Here is an 18,248-nt window from a genome sequence, read left to right on the forward strand (position 1 = left end):
ATGCACAACGGCGCGAAGGGCCAGCTGTGTATTTATTGTAGGAATGAATCGGCCAGGGGGCGCAGGATCGCCCGCACCGGACTGGCGTCCAGGTGAGCGAAGCGCAGTGGCAGGGCAATCAGTTCGTAGTCGCCTTCGGCAACCTCATCGAGAACCACGCCTTCGAGGATCGCCATGCCATGGCGGGCCACGGTGTTGTGGGCGTCCATGGTCTTGGACTGCTGGGGGTCGAGGGACGGGGTGTCGATGCCGATCAGGCGCACGCCGAGGCTGGCCAGCAGCTCGACAGTGGCTGGAGCAACGGCAGTAAAGTCCGGGTCCCAGGCACTCAGCGGAGCCTGTGGATAAGTACGCAGCAACACTCGCGCAGGCAAGTTTTCGAGGCGCCCGAGCAACGCCTCGGGCTGCACCAGAGCACCGCTGTCCAGGCAGTGCAGGACCCGGCACGGGCCCATGTAGACATCCAGCGGCACTTCACCGATGGGCAGGCCGTCCGGCCGGTAATGCAGGGGCGCATCGACATGGGCACCGGTGTGGGGCGACAGGGTCACCCGCCCGACATTCACCGGGCACTCGGGGCCGAACTGCCAGACGCGCTCCTCCTGGAACGGCGTATCTCCCGGCCAGGTCGGGGTTGCGGTACTCAACGGCGGGCTGATATCCCACCAGCGTGGTGTATTTTCCATTCGTGCGGCTCTTAGGTCACTCCGAGCTGAATGATACGAGCGAAACCGGTAAAGATTCTTGCGAAATAACTCGGGCAGCCGCGGATATTTCGCAATTACTGCTAACAAAGCCCTGTTTGCCGAATGAATCTTGCAACCGCCACGCCTCTTCCCGGCCCTGCGCCCAGCCACCTCGACTCGGGGCCGCGCTGCGCTTCTGGATACCCCGAGGTCGAGTACAGACAACCCCCTGCCCGCCAGGCGCTATAGGGTGCGGCTTCAGTTCTCTGCCTGCTAGGAGCACAGCATGTCCCAACCCATCACCGTTCTTCGCGACACTCATCCGCTGCCGGTGCTCGACGCCTGCAAGTGGGAAAAACTCCAGGGCGATCCGCACACCGTCAACCTCAACGCCTACACCAGCGAGGATGGCAGCAAGATCATGGGCACCTGGATCTGCACCCCGGGCAAATGGCGGGTGGCCTATGAAAAGTGGGAGTACTGCCATTTCCAGGAAGGCTATTGCGTGATCACCCCGGACGGCCGCGACCCCATCCACCTGCGCGCCGGCGATATCTTCGTGGTGGAGCCCGGGATGAAAGGCACCTGGGAAGTGGTGGAAACCGTGCGCAAGTACTTCGTCTTCGCCTGAGTCCTCCCTCGATACCGGGAGCCCGCGCCAGCCGGGCTCCCCTGGCCGTGTTGCGATTCAAGCCAGCGCCTTTTGCCAAATGTCTATATAATCACTGCCAAATGGCAAAAGGCAGGAGCAGCACTCATGGTCGCGCTGACAGGCACCGGCCTCGTTCCCAAGCGGCGAGGCAAACTGGTATTGAAAGAGCAGTCCTCGGACATCCTTCTGGGTGGCCGGGCACGCTTTGACGATCGTATCTCGATCTATCGCCTGACCGAGGAGGGCATCCCGCTGACGGCGATCATCAAGTTCGTCTCCTCGGTGCCCATGCTCAAGGACGAACAGGTCCTGGCCAAGATCATCGGCCTTTCCGAACGCACCCTGCACCGGCGCCTGAAAACCCCGGACGAGCCGCTGAACCCGGAACAGAGCGCCCGTGCGGTACGCTTCGCCCAGGTGCTGGCCAAGGCCGAGGACATCTTCGGCAGCAGTGAAGAGGCCCAGGAGTGGATGGCCAAGCCGGTGATGGGCCTGGACGGCCACAAACCGGTGGACCTGCTGACCAACCCCATCGGTTTCGAACTGGTGGACGAGTTCCTCACCCGCCTGGAATACGGGGTCTATCAGTGATCAGTGTGCCGGGCAGCAGCACCCTTCACTTCTGGCGGCTGGACGCCGCCCGGCACGCCGACAGCTGGGACAGCGGCATTGGCGCCGAACTGTGTGGCGGCCGCTGGAACTCCAAGGGCGTGAAGGCGGTGTACGCCAGCGCCGACCCGGCCACGGCGATTCTGGAAGTGGCGGTGCACAAGGGTTTTGCCGCCCTGGACAGCGTGCCCCATGTACTCACCGGCGCCCTGATCCAGGACCCGACCGCCATCTACCGAGTCGATGAAAACCGTATTCCCAACCCCAACTGGCTGGTGCCGGGGATTCCCAGCGCCGGCCAGCAGAAGTTCGCCGATCAGTTGCTGGCGGACCACCCTTTCGTGCTGGTGCCCTCGTCGGTTTCCCGGCACAGCTGGAATATCCTGATCAATCCGCTGCTGGCCAAGGGGCTGTACCAGGTGGTGATCCAGGAACGCTTCGGCCTCGACACCCGCCTCAACCCTCCCTCCGGCACCGTTGCCAGCCGGCCGAACTGAGCCGGGCAAAAAAAGCGGGAACCTGCCCGACGCAGGTTCCCGCAAATGCCCCGGCTGAAGGGGCTGCATTCAATGACGCGTGGAGCCGCTGCTGAGCCCGCGAAGCTGCGAAAAGGACCGAAGGGCCTTGCCTGGCGATACCCAGACAAACCTCTGCCGGGTTTGAGACCGCTGCGTCTCCTGCGGAGCCGTTCGCAGCCTGCGGCAGCGGCTACACCGCCCCTTGTAGCCGCTGCTGAGCCGCAGGACCTGGTTTGACGATACCCAGAGAGACCACTGGCGGCGTCGAGATTGCCGCGCAAACCCGCCAGCGCCCCCTCCCGACTAGCGACGCCTTACTGCGGCTTGCGGTAGCTGTTGACGATGGCCGAGAAGTCCTTGCCACCTTCCCCACGCTGGCTCATGGCCTGGTACAGCTGCTGGGCCACGGCACCGAGCACCACCGGCTGGTGGGCCTGGCGCGCGGCTTCGGTGGCCAGCCCCAGGTCCTTGAGCATCAGCTCGGCACCAAAGCCGCCGGTGTAGCCGCGGGACGCCGGGGCGGTTTCAATCACGCCCGGCCACGGGTTGTAGGTGTCGGAACTCCAGCACCGACCGGTGGAGCTGTTGATGATCCCCGCCAGCACTTGGGTGTCGATGCCCAGGGCATCCCCCAGGGCCATGGCCTCGCTGACGCCGATCATCGAAATCCCCAGCAGCAAGTTGTTGCAGATCTTGGCGATCTGCCCGGTGCCCACTTCACCGCAGTGCACGATGTTGCGGCCCATCTGCGCCAGCACCGGTTGCAGGGTGGCGAACAGTTCGGCGCTGGCGCCGACCATGAAGGTCAGGGTCCCGGCCTGGGCGCCGCCGGTGCCACCGGATACCGGTGCATCGGCCATGGCCACGCCCTGCTTGGCGGCGGCTGCGGCCACTTCACGGGCGGTCTGTGGGTCGATGGTACTGCAATCCACCGCCGGAATGCCGCGGCCAATACCCGCCAGCACCCCATCCTCGCCCAGCCAGACGCTGCGCACATGGGCCGCGGCGGGGAGCATGGTGATCACCAGTTCGGCGCCTTCGGCAGCGGCCTTGGGCGAAGCACTGATACGCCCGCCCAGTTGCGCCAGCTCGGCCAGCACGCTCTGGTTGAGATCGAACAGGTTCAACTGATGGCCGGCCTTGATCAGGTTGCGGGCCATGGGCGCGCCCATGTTGCCCAGGCCGATAAATGCAATGTTCATGTCAGGCTCCTCAACGCAGGCTGATGGTGGTGTTCACACCGTCATTGACGCTGTCATCGTCGAACCAGCGGCTGGTGACGGTCTTGGTCTGAGTGTAGAACTGCACCACTTGCTTGCCGTAGGGGCCCAGGTCGCCGAGCTTGGAACCGCGGGAGCCGGTAAAGCTGAAGAATGGAACCGGCACCGGAATCGGGATGTTGATGCCCACCTGGCCGACGTCGATTTCGCTCTGGAACTTGCGCGCCGCCGCACCGCTCTGGGTGAACAGGCCGGTGCCGTTGCCGAAGGGGTTGGCGTTGACCAGGGCGATGGCCTGGTCCAGGGTATCCACCTCCAGCACCACCAGCACCGGGCCGAAGATTTCCTGGGTGTAGATCTGCATGTCGGTGGTCACCCCGGAGAACAGGGTCGGGCCGATGAAGTTGCCCTGCTCGTAGCCCGGAACCTTGATGTCGCGGCCATCGAGCTCCAGCTTGGCGCCTTCTTTCACGCCGCTTTCGATCAGCTCCAGAATCCGCGCCTTGGCACGCTTGGAGACCACCGGGCCGACATCGGTGCCCGGCTCGCTGCCGGCGTTGACCTTGAGTTTCTGCGCCAGGGCCTTGAGGTCCGGCAACCATTGTTTCGCCGCCCCCACCAGCACCACCACCGAGGTGGCCATGCAACGCTGACCGGCAGCGCCGAAGCCGGCGCCCACCAGGGCATTGAGGGTCTGTTCGCGGTTGGCGTCGGGCAGCACCACGGCGTGGTTCTTCGCGCCCATCATCGATTGCACGCGCTTGCCGTGCTTGCCCGCCAGGTCATAGACGTGGGTGCCGACCGCAGTCGAACCGACGAAGGATACCGCCTTGATGTCCTTGTGGGTGCACAGCGCATCCACCACGTCCTTGCCGCCGTGCACCACGTTGAGCACACCGGCCGGCACCCCGGCTTCCACCGCCAGCTCCACCAGCAGCATGGTGGACAGCGGGTCCTGCTCGGAAGGCTTGAGGACGAAGGTGTTGCCGCAGGCGATGGCCATCGGGAACATCCATAGCGGAATCATTGCCGGGAAATTGAACGGGGTGATCCCGGCGCACACGCCAATCGGCTGGCGCAGGGTGTAAGTGTCCACGCCGCCGGCGACGTTTTCGGCGAATTCGCCCATCTGCAGGGTGCCGATGGAGCAGGCATGCTCCACCACTTCCAGGCCGCGGAAGATGTCGCCCTCGGCGTCGGCGATGGTCTTGCCCTGCTCGGCGCTGAGGACCACGGCAATGCGTTTGGAGTGCTCGCGGATCAGGGCCTGGAGCTTGAGCATGATGCGCATCCGCGCGCCGATCGGGGTCAGTTTCCAGGTCTGGAAGGCGCGCTGGGCAGCGGCGATCGCGGCGTCGACTTCAGCGGCAGTGGCAAAGGGCACCTTGGCCAGCACTTCCTGGGTCGCCGGGTTGACGATGTCGTGCCATTCCTGGCTCTGGGACTGGACCCATTCACCGTCGATCAGCAGTTTGACCTGTTGCAGGGTGGTGCCGTCGGGCTTGAGGGATGCGTTCATGGGGTCTCCTGACTTCTTGAGTTCTTATGCAGGGAAACCAAGGCGGGCAAGCGCCTTGAAAGAGGGGCTGTCGCGAGTTGGTATCGGACGGTTTTTGGAGTATAGATGTGCAAACTTCTAATAAGAACGCACATAAAATCCGGTCCATCATGCAAAAAAACATCACCTCGCTAAGCACCCTGAACTGGGACGACCTGAAGTTTTTCCTCGAAGTGGCGCGCACTCGCAAGGCCAGCAGTGCGGCCAAGCGCCTGGCGGTGGACTACACCACGGTATCGCGGCGCATCGGGTCCCTGGAAACCGCCCTGGGCACCTTGCTGTTCGAAAAATCCCGCACCAACGGCTTTGTCCTCACCGCCGAGGGCCAGCGCCTGCTGGGTTATGCGGAGTCCATCGAAAGCACCCTGCACATGGCGTGCGAGCAGGTCTCGGGCTCCGGAGTGGCGTTGTCCGGCCATGTGCGCATGGGCTGCACCGAAGGCTTCGGCACCTTCTTCATCACCCCGCAACTCAGCCACTTCCTCGACGCCTACCCGGCAATCTCGGTGGATATCCTGCCGCTGCCGCACTTCATCAGCCTGTCCAAGCGCGAGGCGGATATCGTCATCGCCCTGGAACGCCCGGAGCACGGCCCCTATGTGTGCTGCAAGCTGTGCGACTACCGCCTGCAGCTGTACGCCACCCAGGAATACCTCGATCGCCACCCGCCGATCCGCCGCCCCGGCGACCTGGGCGAGCATCAATTCATCAGCTATGTGGATGACCTGGCCTTCAGTTCCGAGCTGCTGTACCTGGCCAATGTGGTGCCCGGGGCCAGCGCCAACCTGCGCAGCACCAGCGTGATTGCCCAGTACGTGGCAGCGCAGCAGGGCCGCTCGCTGGCGATCCTGCCGTGCTTCCTGGCGGCCCAGGACCCGCGCCTGCTGCCAGTGCTGCCCAAGGAAATCAACCTGACCCGGCAATTCTGGATGTACTGCCGGGAGGATCTCAGGAAGTTGAAGCGGATCACCCTGTTATGGGATTACATCCGCGAGGTGACCGAGCAGAATCGGCCGCTGCTCATGGGCGAGAGTCGCAGCATGCGCTTCGCCGCCCCCTGACCCTTAGCGGCCGCAAGGCTGCAGCCGCAACCCGGCAGGTCGTCGATCAGTCGGCGATCACCACGATCGACACCCGACGGTTCTCGGTACGCCCGGCCACGGTGCTGTTGGAGGCCACCGGCTCGCTGCTGCCCAGGCCGCGCAGCTGGATGTTTTCTTCACGCATGCCAACCTGGGTCAACACCTTGACCACGCTCTTGGCCCGGCGCACGGACAGTTGCACGTTGTAGGCCTCCTTGCCCGACGCGTCGGTGTGACCGTCGACCCGGACCTTCTGGATATCGACGCTGAGCAGCGCCTTGCCGATGCGCTGGACGATCTCGGTGCTGGCCTGGTTCAGGGTTTCCACATCGCTGCCAAACAGCACCTTGCCCGACAGGCCAAAGGCCCAGCCTTCATCCGTCAGTTCGAAGCCCTCCTGTTTCAGTACCGCGATCTGTTTCGGGGTCAGACCTTTGGGCGGCACGCTCTGACAGCCGGCCAGGGCCAGCAGGGCCATGAACACCAGAGTGCTGAACAGTCGAACCGAACGTTGCGTCATCGAGAACAAGGGAATTAGCTCCTGTTTTGAACCTGAACGATAGGGAGCTCCGCCCCCACTGTGTGTTGCCCGCCTCGCGAACCGCGCTTGGCTTGGTACATGGCCGCGTCGGCGGCATTCAACAGACTGCCCGGTGTCGCACCATGATCCGGGTACACGGCAATACCGATACTCAGCGATGTCAGGATCGACAGGCTGCCGGGCAGTTGAATCGGTACTTCCATGCTGCTGATGATCTTGTCGGCGATGCGCTGGGCATCCTCGACCCGGTGCAGCGGGGTCAGCAGCACGGCAAATTCGTCCCCGCCCAGGCGCGCCACCAGGTCGTCCTCGCGCAACTGCGCGCGAATCCGCGTGGCCACAGCCACCAGCACCGCATCGCCAGCGGCGTGGCCGAAGTTATCGTTGATCTCCTTGAACCGGTCGCTGTCGAGAAACAGCACCGCCATGCGCTCGTTGAGCTTGTTGGCGCTACGCAGGGCACGGATCAGTCGGCCTTCGAAGAACGCCCGGTTGGGCAGGCCGGTCAGGCTGTCGTGGCTGGCCTGGTGGGCCAGGGTTTCATTCTCGCTTTGCAGATGGGTCTGCCAGGCCTCCAGCTCATCGAGCAGGGCGTTGAAGTCGTTGCCCAGGTTGTCCAGTTCGGCGATTTCCGCAGGCGGCACCCGCTGATCGAAGGCCCGTTCGCGCCGGGCCGCGTGCGCCACATCGGCGAGGCTGCGCAACGGTCCGGTGATGCCCCGCAGCTGGCGGCGCGCCAGGTACAGCGCCAACCAGGCGCTGAGGGCGATGCACAGCACGATGCCCACCAGGCCACTGAGGAGAAACCGCAACAGGCTGCCGCCATGGCCGGTGACATTGATGGTGCCGATTTCCCGCCCCTGGTGCAGGATCGGCAGGCTGATGGGCTTTTCCAGAAAGGCGCTGGCGACGTGCATTTCCAGGTTGGTCAGAAAGCCGCTTTCCGGGCGCTGCCAGCTGGCCAGCAACTGGCCCTGGCTGTCATACACCTTGGCGTCGGCCACCTCTTCGGTGGAGGCGATCAGGGCCAGGGCCTCGGTGGCCACCACACTGTCGTTGAACACCACTGCAGCTTCCACGGTGTAGCTGATGGAGCGGGCGATCAGGTGCAGGTTGTGATCGGCGTACACGCGCAGGGCCAACACCCCGAGAAAGGTCAGGGACAGGCTGGCCATGGAGATCGCCAGCAGAGCGACGATCAGGTGGCCGCGACCGATGACCGACCGCAGTGTAGGGCGGGCGTTGGGCTTGAACAGTTTCATGGGGCCGCCGGACGACGACGGGAAAGCTGCAGCACGCTGGGATGAATCTTCACCCCACTGCGCGCCACGGAATCCAGGTTGACCTCGAACGACACCTGGCTGTCGCCGACCCGCAGGCAGAACAGGCTGCCCACGGTGCACTGGTCGCCCCCCTCGCTGATGCTCAGCACCGGTTGCCCGATCAGCGAGTTGAACAGCCGGGTACGCTCATCATTGGACAATTTGCCGACATAGACCGAATCGCACTCACTGGCCAACGACGGGTTGTTGGCCAGCAGACGCCGCACCAGAACCGGGCGGCCGGTGGCCTGGGTCGCGCCCTTGAGCAGGTCATCGGTGTATTCGGTGGGGCCAACCACGCACAGACGCAGTTGCGCAGGCTCCACGGGCCAGCGAGCGTAGCTGAGAATGCCCAGCACCACTTGGGTTACAGCCTTGGCCCGTTGCTCGGCCAGGCTCGCGGACGCCGGTGGCTCCGACTGCGCGATGGCCAACAGGCTGAACAGGCAGAGAATGGTCGACAGCACACACTGTCTCCACCCCAAAATGCGCTCTGTCCTCAAGACAGCCACGTCCATGCAGGGATTCTCTTTGATTTTCACGGAAATGATGCCGCAACGATAGCACAGCCCGGGAAAATGCAGCGAGACCAGCGCCCGAGCACGATGCCTGAGAAAAGCCGGAAACATGGGCGTCAGTCCAACTCCAGCATCAACCCGCTCAGACGCTTGACCTTGCGCCGAACAGCCTCTTCGAACACTCCGGCACGGGGCTCGATCAGGCTGAACCAGTCCTTGGCCCGGGTGATACCGGTGTAGATCAGCTCCTTGGTCAGCACCGGGTTCAAAGCGTCGGGCAGGATCAACGCGGTGTGGGCGAACTCCGAGCCCTGGGACTTATGCACAGTCATGGCGTAAACGGTTTCCACGTCATTGAGCCGGCTTGGCAGCACCAACCGCACCCCGCCCTGGCCATCGTTGCGCGGAAAGGCGACGCGCAGCACCTGACGCCCCGCCTCCGAGCCTTCCTGCTCCGGCAGTTTCAGGGCGATGCCGATATCACCGTTCATCAGGCCCAGGCCGTAATCGTTGCGGGTCATCAGCACCGGGCGGCCCTCGTACCATTGCTGGTCACTGTCGATCAGCCGGGCCTTGAACAGCGCCTGGGTGATCCGCAGGTTCAGGCCTTCGACACCCCAGGGGCCCTTGCGCACCGCGCACAGCAATTGGAAGCGATCAAAGGCCTGCAGGACATGGCGCGCCCAGTCGGTCCAGCGCCGATCCTCCAGAGGCGTACCCGGCGGCGGGCGCTGGCTGCGCAGTACATTCAGGTAGTGGCGGTAGCCTTGCGGCCCCTCGCCATGGCCCTCCAGCAGCAGCCGCTCCAGGGCCCGATCCTGCTCGCCCTTGAGGCTCAGGCCATACAGGTCGGCATGGCTGCGAGCCGCCAGCAGGCGCCGGGCTTCATCGGCCTGCTGCTGGTTGACCCAACGCGCCAGCTGGCCGATGCCGCTGCCTTCGCCGAAACGCCGGGAATGGCGCAGCATCACCACCTGCTGCGCCAGGGGATGCTGGTGGGCGCTGTCTTCCTGCAGGCCGCTGGCTCCCAGGTTCTCGCCACTGACCGCTTCCAGCCAGGCCCGGGTCTGCGGGTTGTACCAACCGGCCTCGGCGTCACGGCACAGGTCGCCGAGCACGGCGCCGGCTTCCACCGAGGCCAGTTGGTCCTTGTCCCCCAGCAACACCAGGCGTGCATGGATGGGCAAGGCGTCCAGCAGGTTGGCCATCATTTCCAGGTCGATCATCGAGGCTTCGTCCACCACCAGGACATCCAGGGGCAAGCGGTTGCCGGCGTGATGGCGGAAATGCCGGGTGCCCGGGCGATTGCCCAGCAAGCGGTGCACGGTGGTCACCTCGCTGGGGATCATTTCCCGCACCTCATCGGGCACCGCGAGGGAACGCACCTGCAAGCTGATGGACTCGGTCAGGCGCGCCGCGGCCTTGCCGGTAGGCGCCGCCAGGCGAATGCGCAGCGGCTTGCGTGCTTCCACCGCCGGGCCCTGGAGCAAGGCCAGCAGGCGCACCACGGTGGTGGTCTTGCCGGTGCCGGGGCCGCCGGTGATGATGCTGAAGGCGCCCCGGGTGGCCAGGGCACAGGCGAGTTTCTGCCAGTCGACGGGCCCCGCCGCCTTGGCCGGGCCGAACAGCCCGTCGAGGCGCGCCGCGAGGTTTTCCGGGGTGGCCTCGGCCAAGGCCAGGCGCTGGCGCAAGGCGTTGTCGATACGCCGCTCATAGGCCCAGTAGCGGCGCAGGTACAGGCGCTTGCCGGACAGCACCAGCGGCCGCTGCCGGGAAGACTCGGCATGATCCGCCGCCAGGGCCACCAGGCGGCTGCCGGCCAGGACCTTGCACCAGTGCGCCCCTTCAAGCCCCATCAACACCTGGGACGGCAGCGCCGGTGCGCCGTTTTGTGCGTCGCCTTCGGGCGGCAGCGACAGGGCGAAGTCCGGCTCCTTGAGGGTTTCGAACAGGTCCAGGCAGACATGCCCGTGCCCCAGCTGATGGCTGGTCAGGGCCGCGGCCATCAGTACCAGCGGATCACAGCCCGGGTCCAGCTCATGCAGGAAGCCGACAAAGGCCCGGTCCAGGGAACGCAGCCAGCCGCGCTCGACCCAGCGTTCAAGCAACAGCAGCAAGTCGTCGGCGCGGCTCAGGGGCGCCAGGTCGAAGGCCGGTTGCGGCGCCTGGTCCAGTGCATCGAACAGGTCCTGGGTCATAGCAGCACTCCCTGCTCCCAGGCGGGCTCGGCCTTGGGTGGCTCGGGCTGGCCCTGGAACATGCGGTCCAGTTGCTCGATCAACTGTCGAGGCGGCCGGGCGAAGTAGGCCCCCTGGCTGGCGGCACGGGTGCCCCGCAGGAACAGGTACAAGGCGCCGCCCACATGGCGATCGTAGTCGTAGTCCGCCAGCCGGGCCTTCAATTGCCGGTGCAGGGCCAGCAGGTACAGCACGTATTGCAGGTCGTAACGGTTGTCGAGAATCGATTGTTCCATGGCCTGCTCGGTGTAGGCCGCGTCGTCCGCGCCCAGCCAGTTGGATTTGTAGTCGGCCACGTAATAGCGGCCCTGGTGCTCGAAGGTCAGGTCGATAAAGCCCTTGAACATGCCGTTGAGCAATACCGGCTCGGCCGTGACTCGGGGCGCGCCCTGATGGGTTTGCTGGCGTACCCGCTCATCGAGCTTGAGCACATCGACCTTGTGGCTGGCGAACCAGAACTCCATCTCGACCCGGTACTGGGTCAACTGCCCGAGCACCACCGGTGCCTGGCCCTCGCCCAGGGGCAAGGGCGCTTGCAGCAGGTGCTGCAGCCAGTCGCTCAGGGTCGGGATCCAGCCTTGCCAGCCGCGGCGATTGCAGCGCCGGGCCACGGCGTCCTCGATCGCCTCGGGGGCAGCGGCAAAACCCTCCTCCCCGGCCCACTCCAGCAGGCCATGAAGGAAGGTCCCGGGGTTCGGGCCGCGGGGGAAGCGGTGGATATCGCCGCCGCTGGCCAGGGTTTCCCGAGGAGCTTCGGGGTCCAGGCGTTCGTCGTCGAAGAGTTTCTGCGCCTGGGGGTTTTCCGGCGCCTCGGTGCTGCCCGCCCCCAGGATGTCGCTGATGCGCAAGGCACTGTAGGAGGCAATCCACCAGTTTTCCGCGGCGCGACGGCTGGGCGTCAGCGGCGCCAGCAGGGTGGCCTCGTTGCGCGGTGGCTGATAGCGCTGGTCATCGACGACGGGCAGCTCGGACACGCCAATCGCAGCGCAGCCCTGCTGCAGGTCCAGCAGCCAGCGCAACAAGGCGCTGGATTCGCCCAGGACATCGCCGCCGCCCAGCAGGTAACCCAGGGCCGAAAGGTGCAACACCGAGCTGCTGTGATTGCCCCGCTTGAGATCGGCCACCCCCAGCCAGCAGGCATGCTGGGCCCGGGTCAGGGCCACATAGAGCAGCCGCAGGTCTTCCGCCAGGCGCTCTTCATCGGCCAGGGCAATCAGCTCCGGGGTGGGCCGTAGGCTGACCTGGGGCTTGCCGGCAGCATCGTGGTAATGCAGCGGCAAGCGGCTGCCATCCACCGGCTTGGTGGAACAGATGAAGGGCAGGAACACCAAGGGGTATTCCAGGCCCTTGGACTTGTGGATGGTCACCACCTTGACCAGTTGCTCATCGCTTTCCAGGCGCAGGATCTGCTCCTCCCCCGCCTGCCCGGACAGCGCCAGGTGCTCGGCCAGATGGCGGATCAGGGCCTGCTCGCCGTCGAGTTCGGCGGCGCTTTGTTGCAGCAGCTCGGACAGGTGCAGAAGGTTGGTCAGCACCCGCTCGCCATCACTGCGGGCCATCAGCGCCTGGGGCAGCTGGAAGTCATGCAGCAGGCGCCGCAACATCGGCAGCACGCCCTGGCTGCGCCAGATCGCCCGGTAGCCACGGAACTGCATGACCCGCGCTTCCCAGGCCAGTTCATCCTGGTTAAGCCGCTCCAGCTCCAGCAGCGGCAGGTTCAGGGTCAGGGACGCCAGGGCCGCGCGCAGCGGCCGCTCCACGTCCGGCTCGGCGCAAGCCTTGAGCCACACCAGCACATCCCGGGCTTCCTGGGCGGCGAACACCGAGTCCTTGTCCGACAGGTACACACTGCGCACCCCGCGGGCGGCCAGCTCGCCGCGCACGGCCTGGGCCTCCTTGCCATCGCGCACCAGGATCGCGATATCCGCCGGCAGCAAGCCTTTCAGCGCTTGCTGCTCACGGACAAACCCACTGCGCCCCTGCTGGCCGCCATTGAGCAGGCCGACAATCGCAGTGGCGCAAGCCGCCGCCTGATGCTGGCGATACTGGGCCCCGGACAGCGGCTGTTCCGAAGGCAATTGCCAGAAGTTAAGTGCCGGCACCGGCTGGCCGTCGACCAGCAGTTGCTCCTTGCGCCCCTGGGCGGCCACCGCCAGGAATGGCACCGGGTTCTCGCCATCCGCTTCGCGAAACAGGAAGGCTCCCTGTCCCTGCGGCCGCTGTTCGGCTTGCAGGAACACATGGTTGACCGCGCTGACCATGGCCTGGCTGGAGCGGAAGTTGGTACCCAGGGTGTGCAGGCGCCCGCTGGTGGCCTGGCGTGCCCGCAGGTAGGTGTAGATATCGGCGCCACGGAAGGCGTAGATCGCCTGCTTGGGATCGCCGATCAGGAACAGGCCGGTCTCGGGGTCGTTGGCCTCGATCCGGTAGATGCTTTCGAAGATCCGGTACTGCACCGGGTCGGTGTCCTGGAATTCGTCGATCAGGGCCACCGGGAACTGCTCGCGGATCAGGGTCGCCAGGCGCTCGCCGCCATCGCTCTGCAGGGCGCTGTCCAGGCGCAGCAGCATGTCGTCGAAGCCCATCTCGGCGCGCCGCCGCTTCTCTTCTTCGAAACGTGCCCCCACCCATTGCGCGGCGTGTTGCAGGACCGCCGCATCCGGGCTGGGCAAGGCATCGAGGCTGGCCTTGAGCACGGCCATGGCGTCGAGCCCGGGGTGATCGGGGGCCGCGCCTTTCCAGGCCTCGCTCATACCTTCGGGGGTCAGGCGGGTGAAGCCGGTGCCGATGTCCAGTTGCTCGACGGATTCGTCCTCGGCCCAGGCACTGATCTTTTCGAACCAGGGCTCGAAGAACCGGGCCTGCATCTTGCGCCCGTCGACGCTCTTGCTGGCCACGCCTTGCAGGCAGATCTCCCGCAGTTGCGCGGCCCACTCGCGCCAGGGCGCCTTGATCTGCACCAGGGCTTCACGACGTTCTTGCAGGCAGGCTTCGATCAACTCGCTCGGCGTCTGCTCGGGTGGGTCCCGACGCTCGTTGCCGAACATTGCCCGCACCCGGGGCATGAGTTCGGCCGGCCCGACCCAATGGCTGCGCACCCAGTTCAGGGCATCACCCTGCATCGGGTAGCAGAACAGCCGCCAGTAATCGCGCAGAACCTGGCCCAGCAGGTCGCTGTGGTCGGTTTCCAGGGTCTGGGTGAACAGGCTGCCGCTGTCGAACGCATGTTCGCGCAACATGCGCTGGCACCAACTGTGGATGGTCGAGACCGCGGCCTCATCCATCCATTGCGCGGCGATGTCCAGGCGATTGGCACAGGCGGCCCACTGCTCGACGGGGTATTGCTCACGCAACTCGACGATCAGGCCATCGGGGGCGCTGGTTTCATCGCGAAAGAAGCGCGCGGCCTCCGCCAGGCGCGTGCGAATGCGCTCGCGCAATTCCTTGGTGGCGGCATCGGTAAAGGTCACCACCAGTATCTGCGGCGGCAGCAATTCACGCCCGAAACCCGCCGCCTCACCGCCATGGCCCAGCACCAGGCGCAAGTAGAGCGCGGAGATGGTGAAGGTCTTGCCGGTACCGGCACTGGCCTCGATCAACTGGCTGCCGCGCAGAGGAAATGCCAGGGCCAGGGGAGCTTGTGCAGTCATGCGCCTGCCTCCTCGCCGAGCGCCGAACGCCAGGGAGCATTCAACAGGGGTCGATAAAGGGTCTCGGCCCAACCGCTGAAGGTTTCATCGGCGATCAGTGCGTTGTAGTCGGCGAATTGGCGGGCCAGGGCCGGGCTTTGCCGGCGTTCGCCCTCGCTGTTCTGGCCGTCGCCATCGTAGGTCTTGCGTGCAGCGGCCGCGGCTTTGTCCGGGTCGCTCTGGCCCAGCCAGGCGAAGGCGGTCTTGATCGCCACCGGCAGCGGCTGGCGCATGCCGGCCTGCCAGGCCTGCAGCAGGTTGCCGAGAATCTGCCGGGCCACCTCCTGCTCCAGCGGCGGCAACAACAGGCTGTCATCGCTGGCCACCAGCGCGGTGGTCAAGGAGTAACCACTGGCGCAGGCCAGCAGATGATTGACCCAAGGCTTGATCAGCCGATGCCATTTACGGGTCTTGGTCGAGCCGATGCCGTTGGGGATGGCGCTCACAGCCAACAACCCGCCATCAGCTCGCTGGTGCAGGCTGCTGAGCCAACCTTCCAGGCGCACGCCTTGCAGTTCCAGGCTCACAGGCAGCGCACTGGTTACCGGGGTCGGCCACAGGTCGAGCAGTTGCCGATAACGCTGCAACAGGTCCGGCAGGGGCTCCAGCAGTTCGCGCTGCAGGCATTCGCCAAAACCGGCCATGGGCAACAGGCCACTGGCTTGCAGCCTCTGGGCCTGGGCCTGCAAGGCTTGCTCGGGCTGCGCGGCGTCGCCCAGCGCCGCTTCCAGCAGGCTGTCGCTGAGGCTGTAGCGCTGTAGAGCATCGAGCACGAAGGGCTCTTCATCGGCCAGCGGTGCTTCCATGGCTTCAAAGAACACCTTGAGCCTTTGGCTGAAGAAATGCCGCACCGGGTTGCGCAGGAAATCCTGCAACTGGGCAAGGCTCAGGGGCTCGTCCTGGACATAGGGTTCCAGGCGTTCGACTGCGCCCAGTTCCTCTCGGACCTGATGCAGCACTTGCCACTCCCGGGCGTAGCTGAACAGCGTGTCGCTGTCGTGGAAATAGCGGGCACTGAAGGGTTGCAGGGGATGCTCCTGGGTCAGGGCCTCCAGCAGGGAGTCCTGCTCATTGGGCAGCCGCCAGCCGCTGGCCAGGTGATCGCGCAACTGGCCGATCAGGACCGAGGCCGGGCGCTCGCTGTTGTCGCGAATGCTGCGGCCAACCCAACTGACATAAAGTTGGTCACGAGCCGAGAGCAGGGCTTCAAGCAGTAGGTAACGGTCGTCTTCGCGCCGTGATCGGTCGCCGGGGCGGTAGTCGCTACCCATCAGGTCGAAGTCCAGAGGCGGCTGCGCCCTGGGGTAATCGCCATCGTTCATGCCCAGCAGGCACACCAGCTTGAAGGGAATGGCGCGCATCGGCATCAGGGTGCAGAAGTTCACCGCTCCGGCGAGGAAACGCTGGGACAGGCGCCCCTGGTCCAGGCCAGCCAGCCAGGCTTCGCGGACCACCGTCAGCGGCAACTGATCTTGCAGGCCCACAGACTCGCAGGTTTCCAGCCAGTTTTCCCGCAGGTCGTCGAGCTGTCCCAGCAGGTAATCATCGTGCTCGTTGCTGGCAAGGAAGAACTGTTCCAGCAGGTTGTGCAGGCGCTCGCCCCACTCCGCCGGAACCGCCGGCTGGGTGAGTTGCTGGTAGGCGAACTGCAGGGCGTCAAGAAGGGCGACCAGGGGACCGATCAGCGCCGCATCCAGGCCACCAATCTCGTCATAAGGTTCGATACCGTCACAGGCGTCGGAGCGGCCGACGGCATAGCCCAGGAGCATGCGCCGCAAGCCGAAACGCCAGCTGTTCTGCTCCAGTTCCGGGGGCAGCCCCAGTTCTGCGCGCTGCTCGGCATTCATTCCCCAACGGATGCCGGCACCTTCAATCCAGCGGTGCAGGGTCGGCAGGTCGGCTTCGTCGACGCCAAAACGCGCACGCAGGGCTGGAACGTCCAGCAGGTCGAGAATCTCACTGACCGGAAAACGACTGTCCGGCAGCTTCAATAGATGTTCGACGGCGATCAGCAGCGGGTCACGGCCACGCTGGCCCTGGTCAGTGAGGGTAAAGGGAATGAAGCGCCGGTCATCCCGCTCCAGCTGGCCGAACACGGCGCGGATATGCGGGGCGTAGCTGTCGATGTCCGGGACCATGACGATCACATCCCGGGGCCGCAGGTCGGGCTCTGCACTGAAGCGCGCCAGGAGCTGGTCGTGAAGGATTTCCACTTCTCGCTGGGCGCTGTGGGCAATGTGAAAGCGGATCGATTGATCGTGCTGGATATCGACCTGCGGCCACAACTCACGTGTTTCGTTCAGCGGGCGCAGTTCGAGAATGTCGTCCTGCAATTGCTGGAGCATGCTGGCCGGCTGGCTGTCACTGAACAGATCGATCCGGCCATCGCGAAAAGCGCTGCGATAGCTGTTGGGATCGTCATAGCTGTCCAGCAGGTTGATGTAGTCACGGCCTTGCTTGCCCCAGGCGGCCAGCAGCGGGTGGGCGTGCTGGTGCAGGGTTTGCGGATCCAGGGCCTGAGGCATGCCGGCCTTGCGCGCCTGGCGTTTGTATTGGTGGCGCAGCAGGTCCTTGTCGGCAACGATATCGGCCCAGTGATGGCGACAAGGGTTGTGCACACACAGCAGCACCTGACTGAAACGGGCCAACCCGGCCAGTGCCTCCAGGGCCTGGGCCGGCAGCGAAGAGATACCGAAAACGATCACTCGGGACGGCAAGCCCCTGGGCGCCACCTCCAGTTGGTTGATCCGCTCGATAAAGCGCTGGTGAACGCCTGCGCGACTCTGGGCCATCCCCTCGGTGCCGACATCCAACAGCAGCGCGCGCCATAGCTCGGCCTGCCAGCAGTTGGCAGGCGTCAGGGCCTTGGTTTCACCACGACCATTGCGCAGTTGGTGGCGGCCGGCGGCCCAATCCTCCAGCCAGTCGGCTCGATATACCTGGTATTGGTCGAACAGATCGGCCAAACGCTCGGCCAATTGATAGCGCTTGCGCAGGTCACTGTCGTGGGTCAGGAAGCGTTGCAGGGGTTCGAAATGCGGCTCATCGATCAACTCCGGCAACAGGCGCATCAGCCGCCAGGTCAGGGGAGCTTTATCCAGCAGGGATTTGGGCGGGATTTCGTCTCGCCCCAGGACCAGGCGGTACAACTGCCACATGAAACTGCCCGGCAATTGCACATCAATGGCAGCGGCAATACCGCAGCCACCGCCGTCATCCACTTCGGGGTCTTCGGCCAGGGCCAGTTTCAGCCATTGGGCGATACCGTTGCTCTGTACCAGGGCAATTTCATTTTCCAGGGGCGCCAGGGGATAACGCCGCATCCAGCTGACCACCAGGCTGCGCAACTCGTCCAGGCGGTTACCGTGAACCACCATGAAACCAGGGTTGAGGGACGAGGCGTCCGGCATAAAGGCTTCCTTGGAGAATGCAAAAAGCTAGGGCGGAACCTTAGCACTGTCACCGGGCAGTGGCAGCCAGGTCGAGCAAACAGTGACAGAGAAAGCGCCGGGCTTTTATGTCGCGCAAAAACAAAACCCCAACTGCATGTGCAGTTGGGGTTTCGGAATTTAATCTTGACGATGACCTACTCTCACATGGGGAAACCCCACACTAC

Annotated in this window: 13 protein-coding genes; 4 read left to right on the top strand and 9 right to left on the bottom strand. The window is 64.9% G+C overall.

The genetic code is table 11. The annotated features are described in order from the left end of the window. Positions 1–32 precede the first annotated feature (32 nt). Entirely contained in the window at positions 33–686 is a 654-nt protein-coding gene (kynB, locus tag M2395_RS17905; protein ID WP_015634049.1) for an arylformamidase, read from the bottom strand. A 286-nt stretch (positions 687–972) separates the two neighbouring features. On the opposite strand from kynB, the gene M2395_RS17910 reads away from it, so the two are divergent. The 3 genes from M2395_RS17910 to M2395_RS17920 all read left to right on the top strand — a co-directional run bounded on the left by M2395_RS17910 (position 973) and on the right by M2395_RS17920 (position 2,444). Continuing rightward, positions 973–1,317 (top strand): cupin domain-containing protein, encoded by a 345-nt coding sequence (locus M2395_RS17910; RefSeq protein ID WP_011059115.1) that lies wholly within the window; start codon positions 973–975, stop codon positions 1,315–1,317. 126 nt (positions 1,318–1,443) lie between these two features. Beyond that, entirely contained in the window at positions 1,444–1,929 is a 486-nt protein-coding gene (locus M2395_RS17915) for an antitoxin Xre/MbcA/ParS toxin-binding domain-containing protein (RefSeq protein WP_015634047.1), read from the top strand. Continuing rightward, positions 1,926–2,444, top strand: coding sequence for an RES family NAD+ phosphorylase (locus tag M2395_RS17920; protein WP_011059113.1), 519 nt, complete (start codon positions 1,926–1,928; stop codon positions 2,442–2,444). Before M2395_RS17915 ends, M2395_RS17920 begins: the two co-directional genes overlap by 4 nt. Positions 2,445–2,779: 335 nt before the next feature. Here the strand turns inward: M2395_RS17920 and mmsB are convergent, their stop codons facing one another. Both mmsB and M2395_RS17930 read right to left on the bottom strand, forming a co-directional pair. Further along, positions 2,780–3,667, bottom strand: a complete 888-nt coding sequence (gene mmsB, locus M2395_RS17925) for a 3-hydroxyisobutyrate dehydrogenase (RefSeq protein WP_011059112.1) — start codon at positions 3,665–3,667, stop codon at positions 2,780–2,782. A 10-nt stretch (positions 3,668–3,677) separates the two neighbouring features. Continuing rightward, positions 3,678–5,204, bottom strand: coding sequence for a CoA-acylating methylmalonate-semialdehyde dehydrogenase (locus tag M2395_RS17930; protein ID WP_019096001.1), 1,527 nt, complete (start codon positions 5,202–5,204; stop codon positions 3,678–3,680). 149 nt (positions 5,205–5,353) lie between these two features. Between M2395_RS17930 and M2395_RS17935 the strand changes: the two genes are divergently transcribed. Then, positions 5,354–6,304, top strand: coding sequence for a LysR family transcriptional regulator (locus M2395_RS17935; protein WP_011059110.1), 951 nt, complete (start codon positions 5,354–5,356; stop codon positions 6,302–6,304). 46 nt (positions 6,305–6,350) lie between these two features. On the opposite strand, the gene M2395_RS17940 is transcribed toward M2395_RS17935, so the two are convergent. The 6 genes from M2395_RS17940 to recC form a co-directional block, all read right to left on the bottom strand. After that, entirely contained in the window at positions 6,351–6,845 is a 495-nt protein-coding gene (locus M2395_RS17940; protein WP_015634043.1) for an OmpA family protein, read from the bottom strand. Between the two features lie 14 nt (positions 6,846–6,859). Beyond that, positions 6,860–8,128 carry a diguanylate cyclase domain-containing protein gene (locus M2395_RS17945; protein ID WP_041115800.1) on the bottom strand — a complete coding sequence of 423 codons (1,269 nt, stop codon included), beginning with the start codon at positions 8,126–8,128 and terminating at the stop codon, positions 6,860–6,862. After that, positions 8,125–8,706 (bottom strand): YfiR family protein, encoded by a 582-nt coding sequence (locus tag M2395_RS17950; RefSeq protein ID WP_026020227.1) that lies wholly within the window; start codon positions 8,704–8,706, stop codon positions 8,125–8,127. The genes M2395_RS17945 and M2395_RS17950 overlap by 4 nt, the downstream gene beginning before the upstream one ends. A 116-nt stretch (positions 8,707–8,822) precedes the next feature. Next, the gene (recD, locus tag M2395_RS17955; RefSeq protein ID WP_123430034.1) at positions 8,823–10,904 is read right to left on the bottom strand and encodes an exodeoxyribonuclease V subunit alpha; all 2,082 of its coding nucleotides are present in this window, start codon (positions 10,902–10,904) and stop codon (positions 8,823–8,825) included. Further along, the gene (recB, locus tag M2395_RS17960) at positions 10,901–14,593 is read right to left on the bottom strand and encodes an exodeoxyribonuclease V subunit beta (RefSeq protein ID WP_123430033.1); all 3,693 of its coding nucleotides are present in this window, start codon (positions 14,591–14,593) and stop codon (positions 10,901–10,903) included. The genes recD and recB overlap by 4 nt, the downstream gene beginning before the upstream one ends. After that, on the bottom strand, positions 14,590–18,042 hold the full coding sequence (gene recC, locus M2395_RS17965; RefSeq protein WP_123430032.1) for an exodeoxyribonuclease V subunit gamma: 3,453 nt from the start codon (positions 18,040–18,042) through the stop codon (positions 14,590–14,592). The genes recB and recC overlap by 4 nt, the downstream gene beginning before the upstream one ends. Between the last annotated feature and the right edge of the window lie 206 nt (positions 18,043–18,248).

Source organism: Pseudomonas sp. BIGb0176 (genome assembly GCF_024810175.1).
In the GTDB taxonomy this organism is placed as follows: Bacteria; Pseudomonadota; Gammaproteobacteria; order Pseudomonadales; family Pseudomonadaceae; genus Aquipseudomonas; species Aquipseudomonas protegens.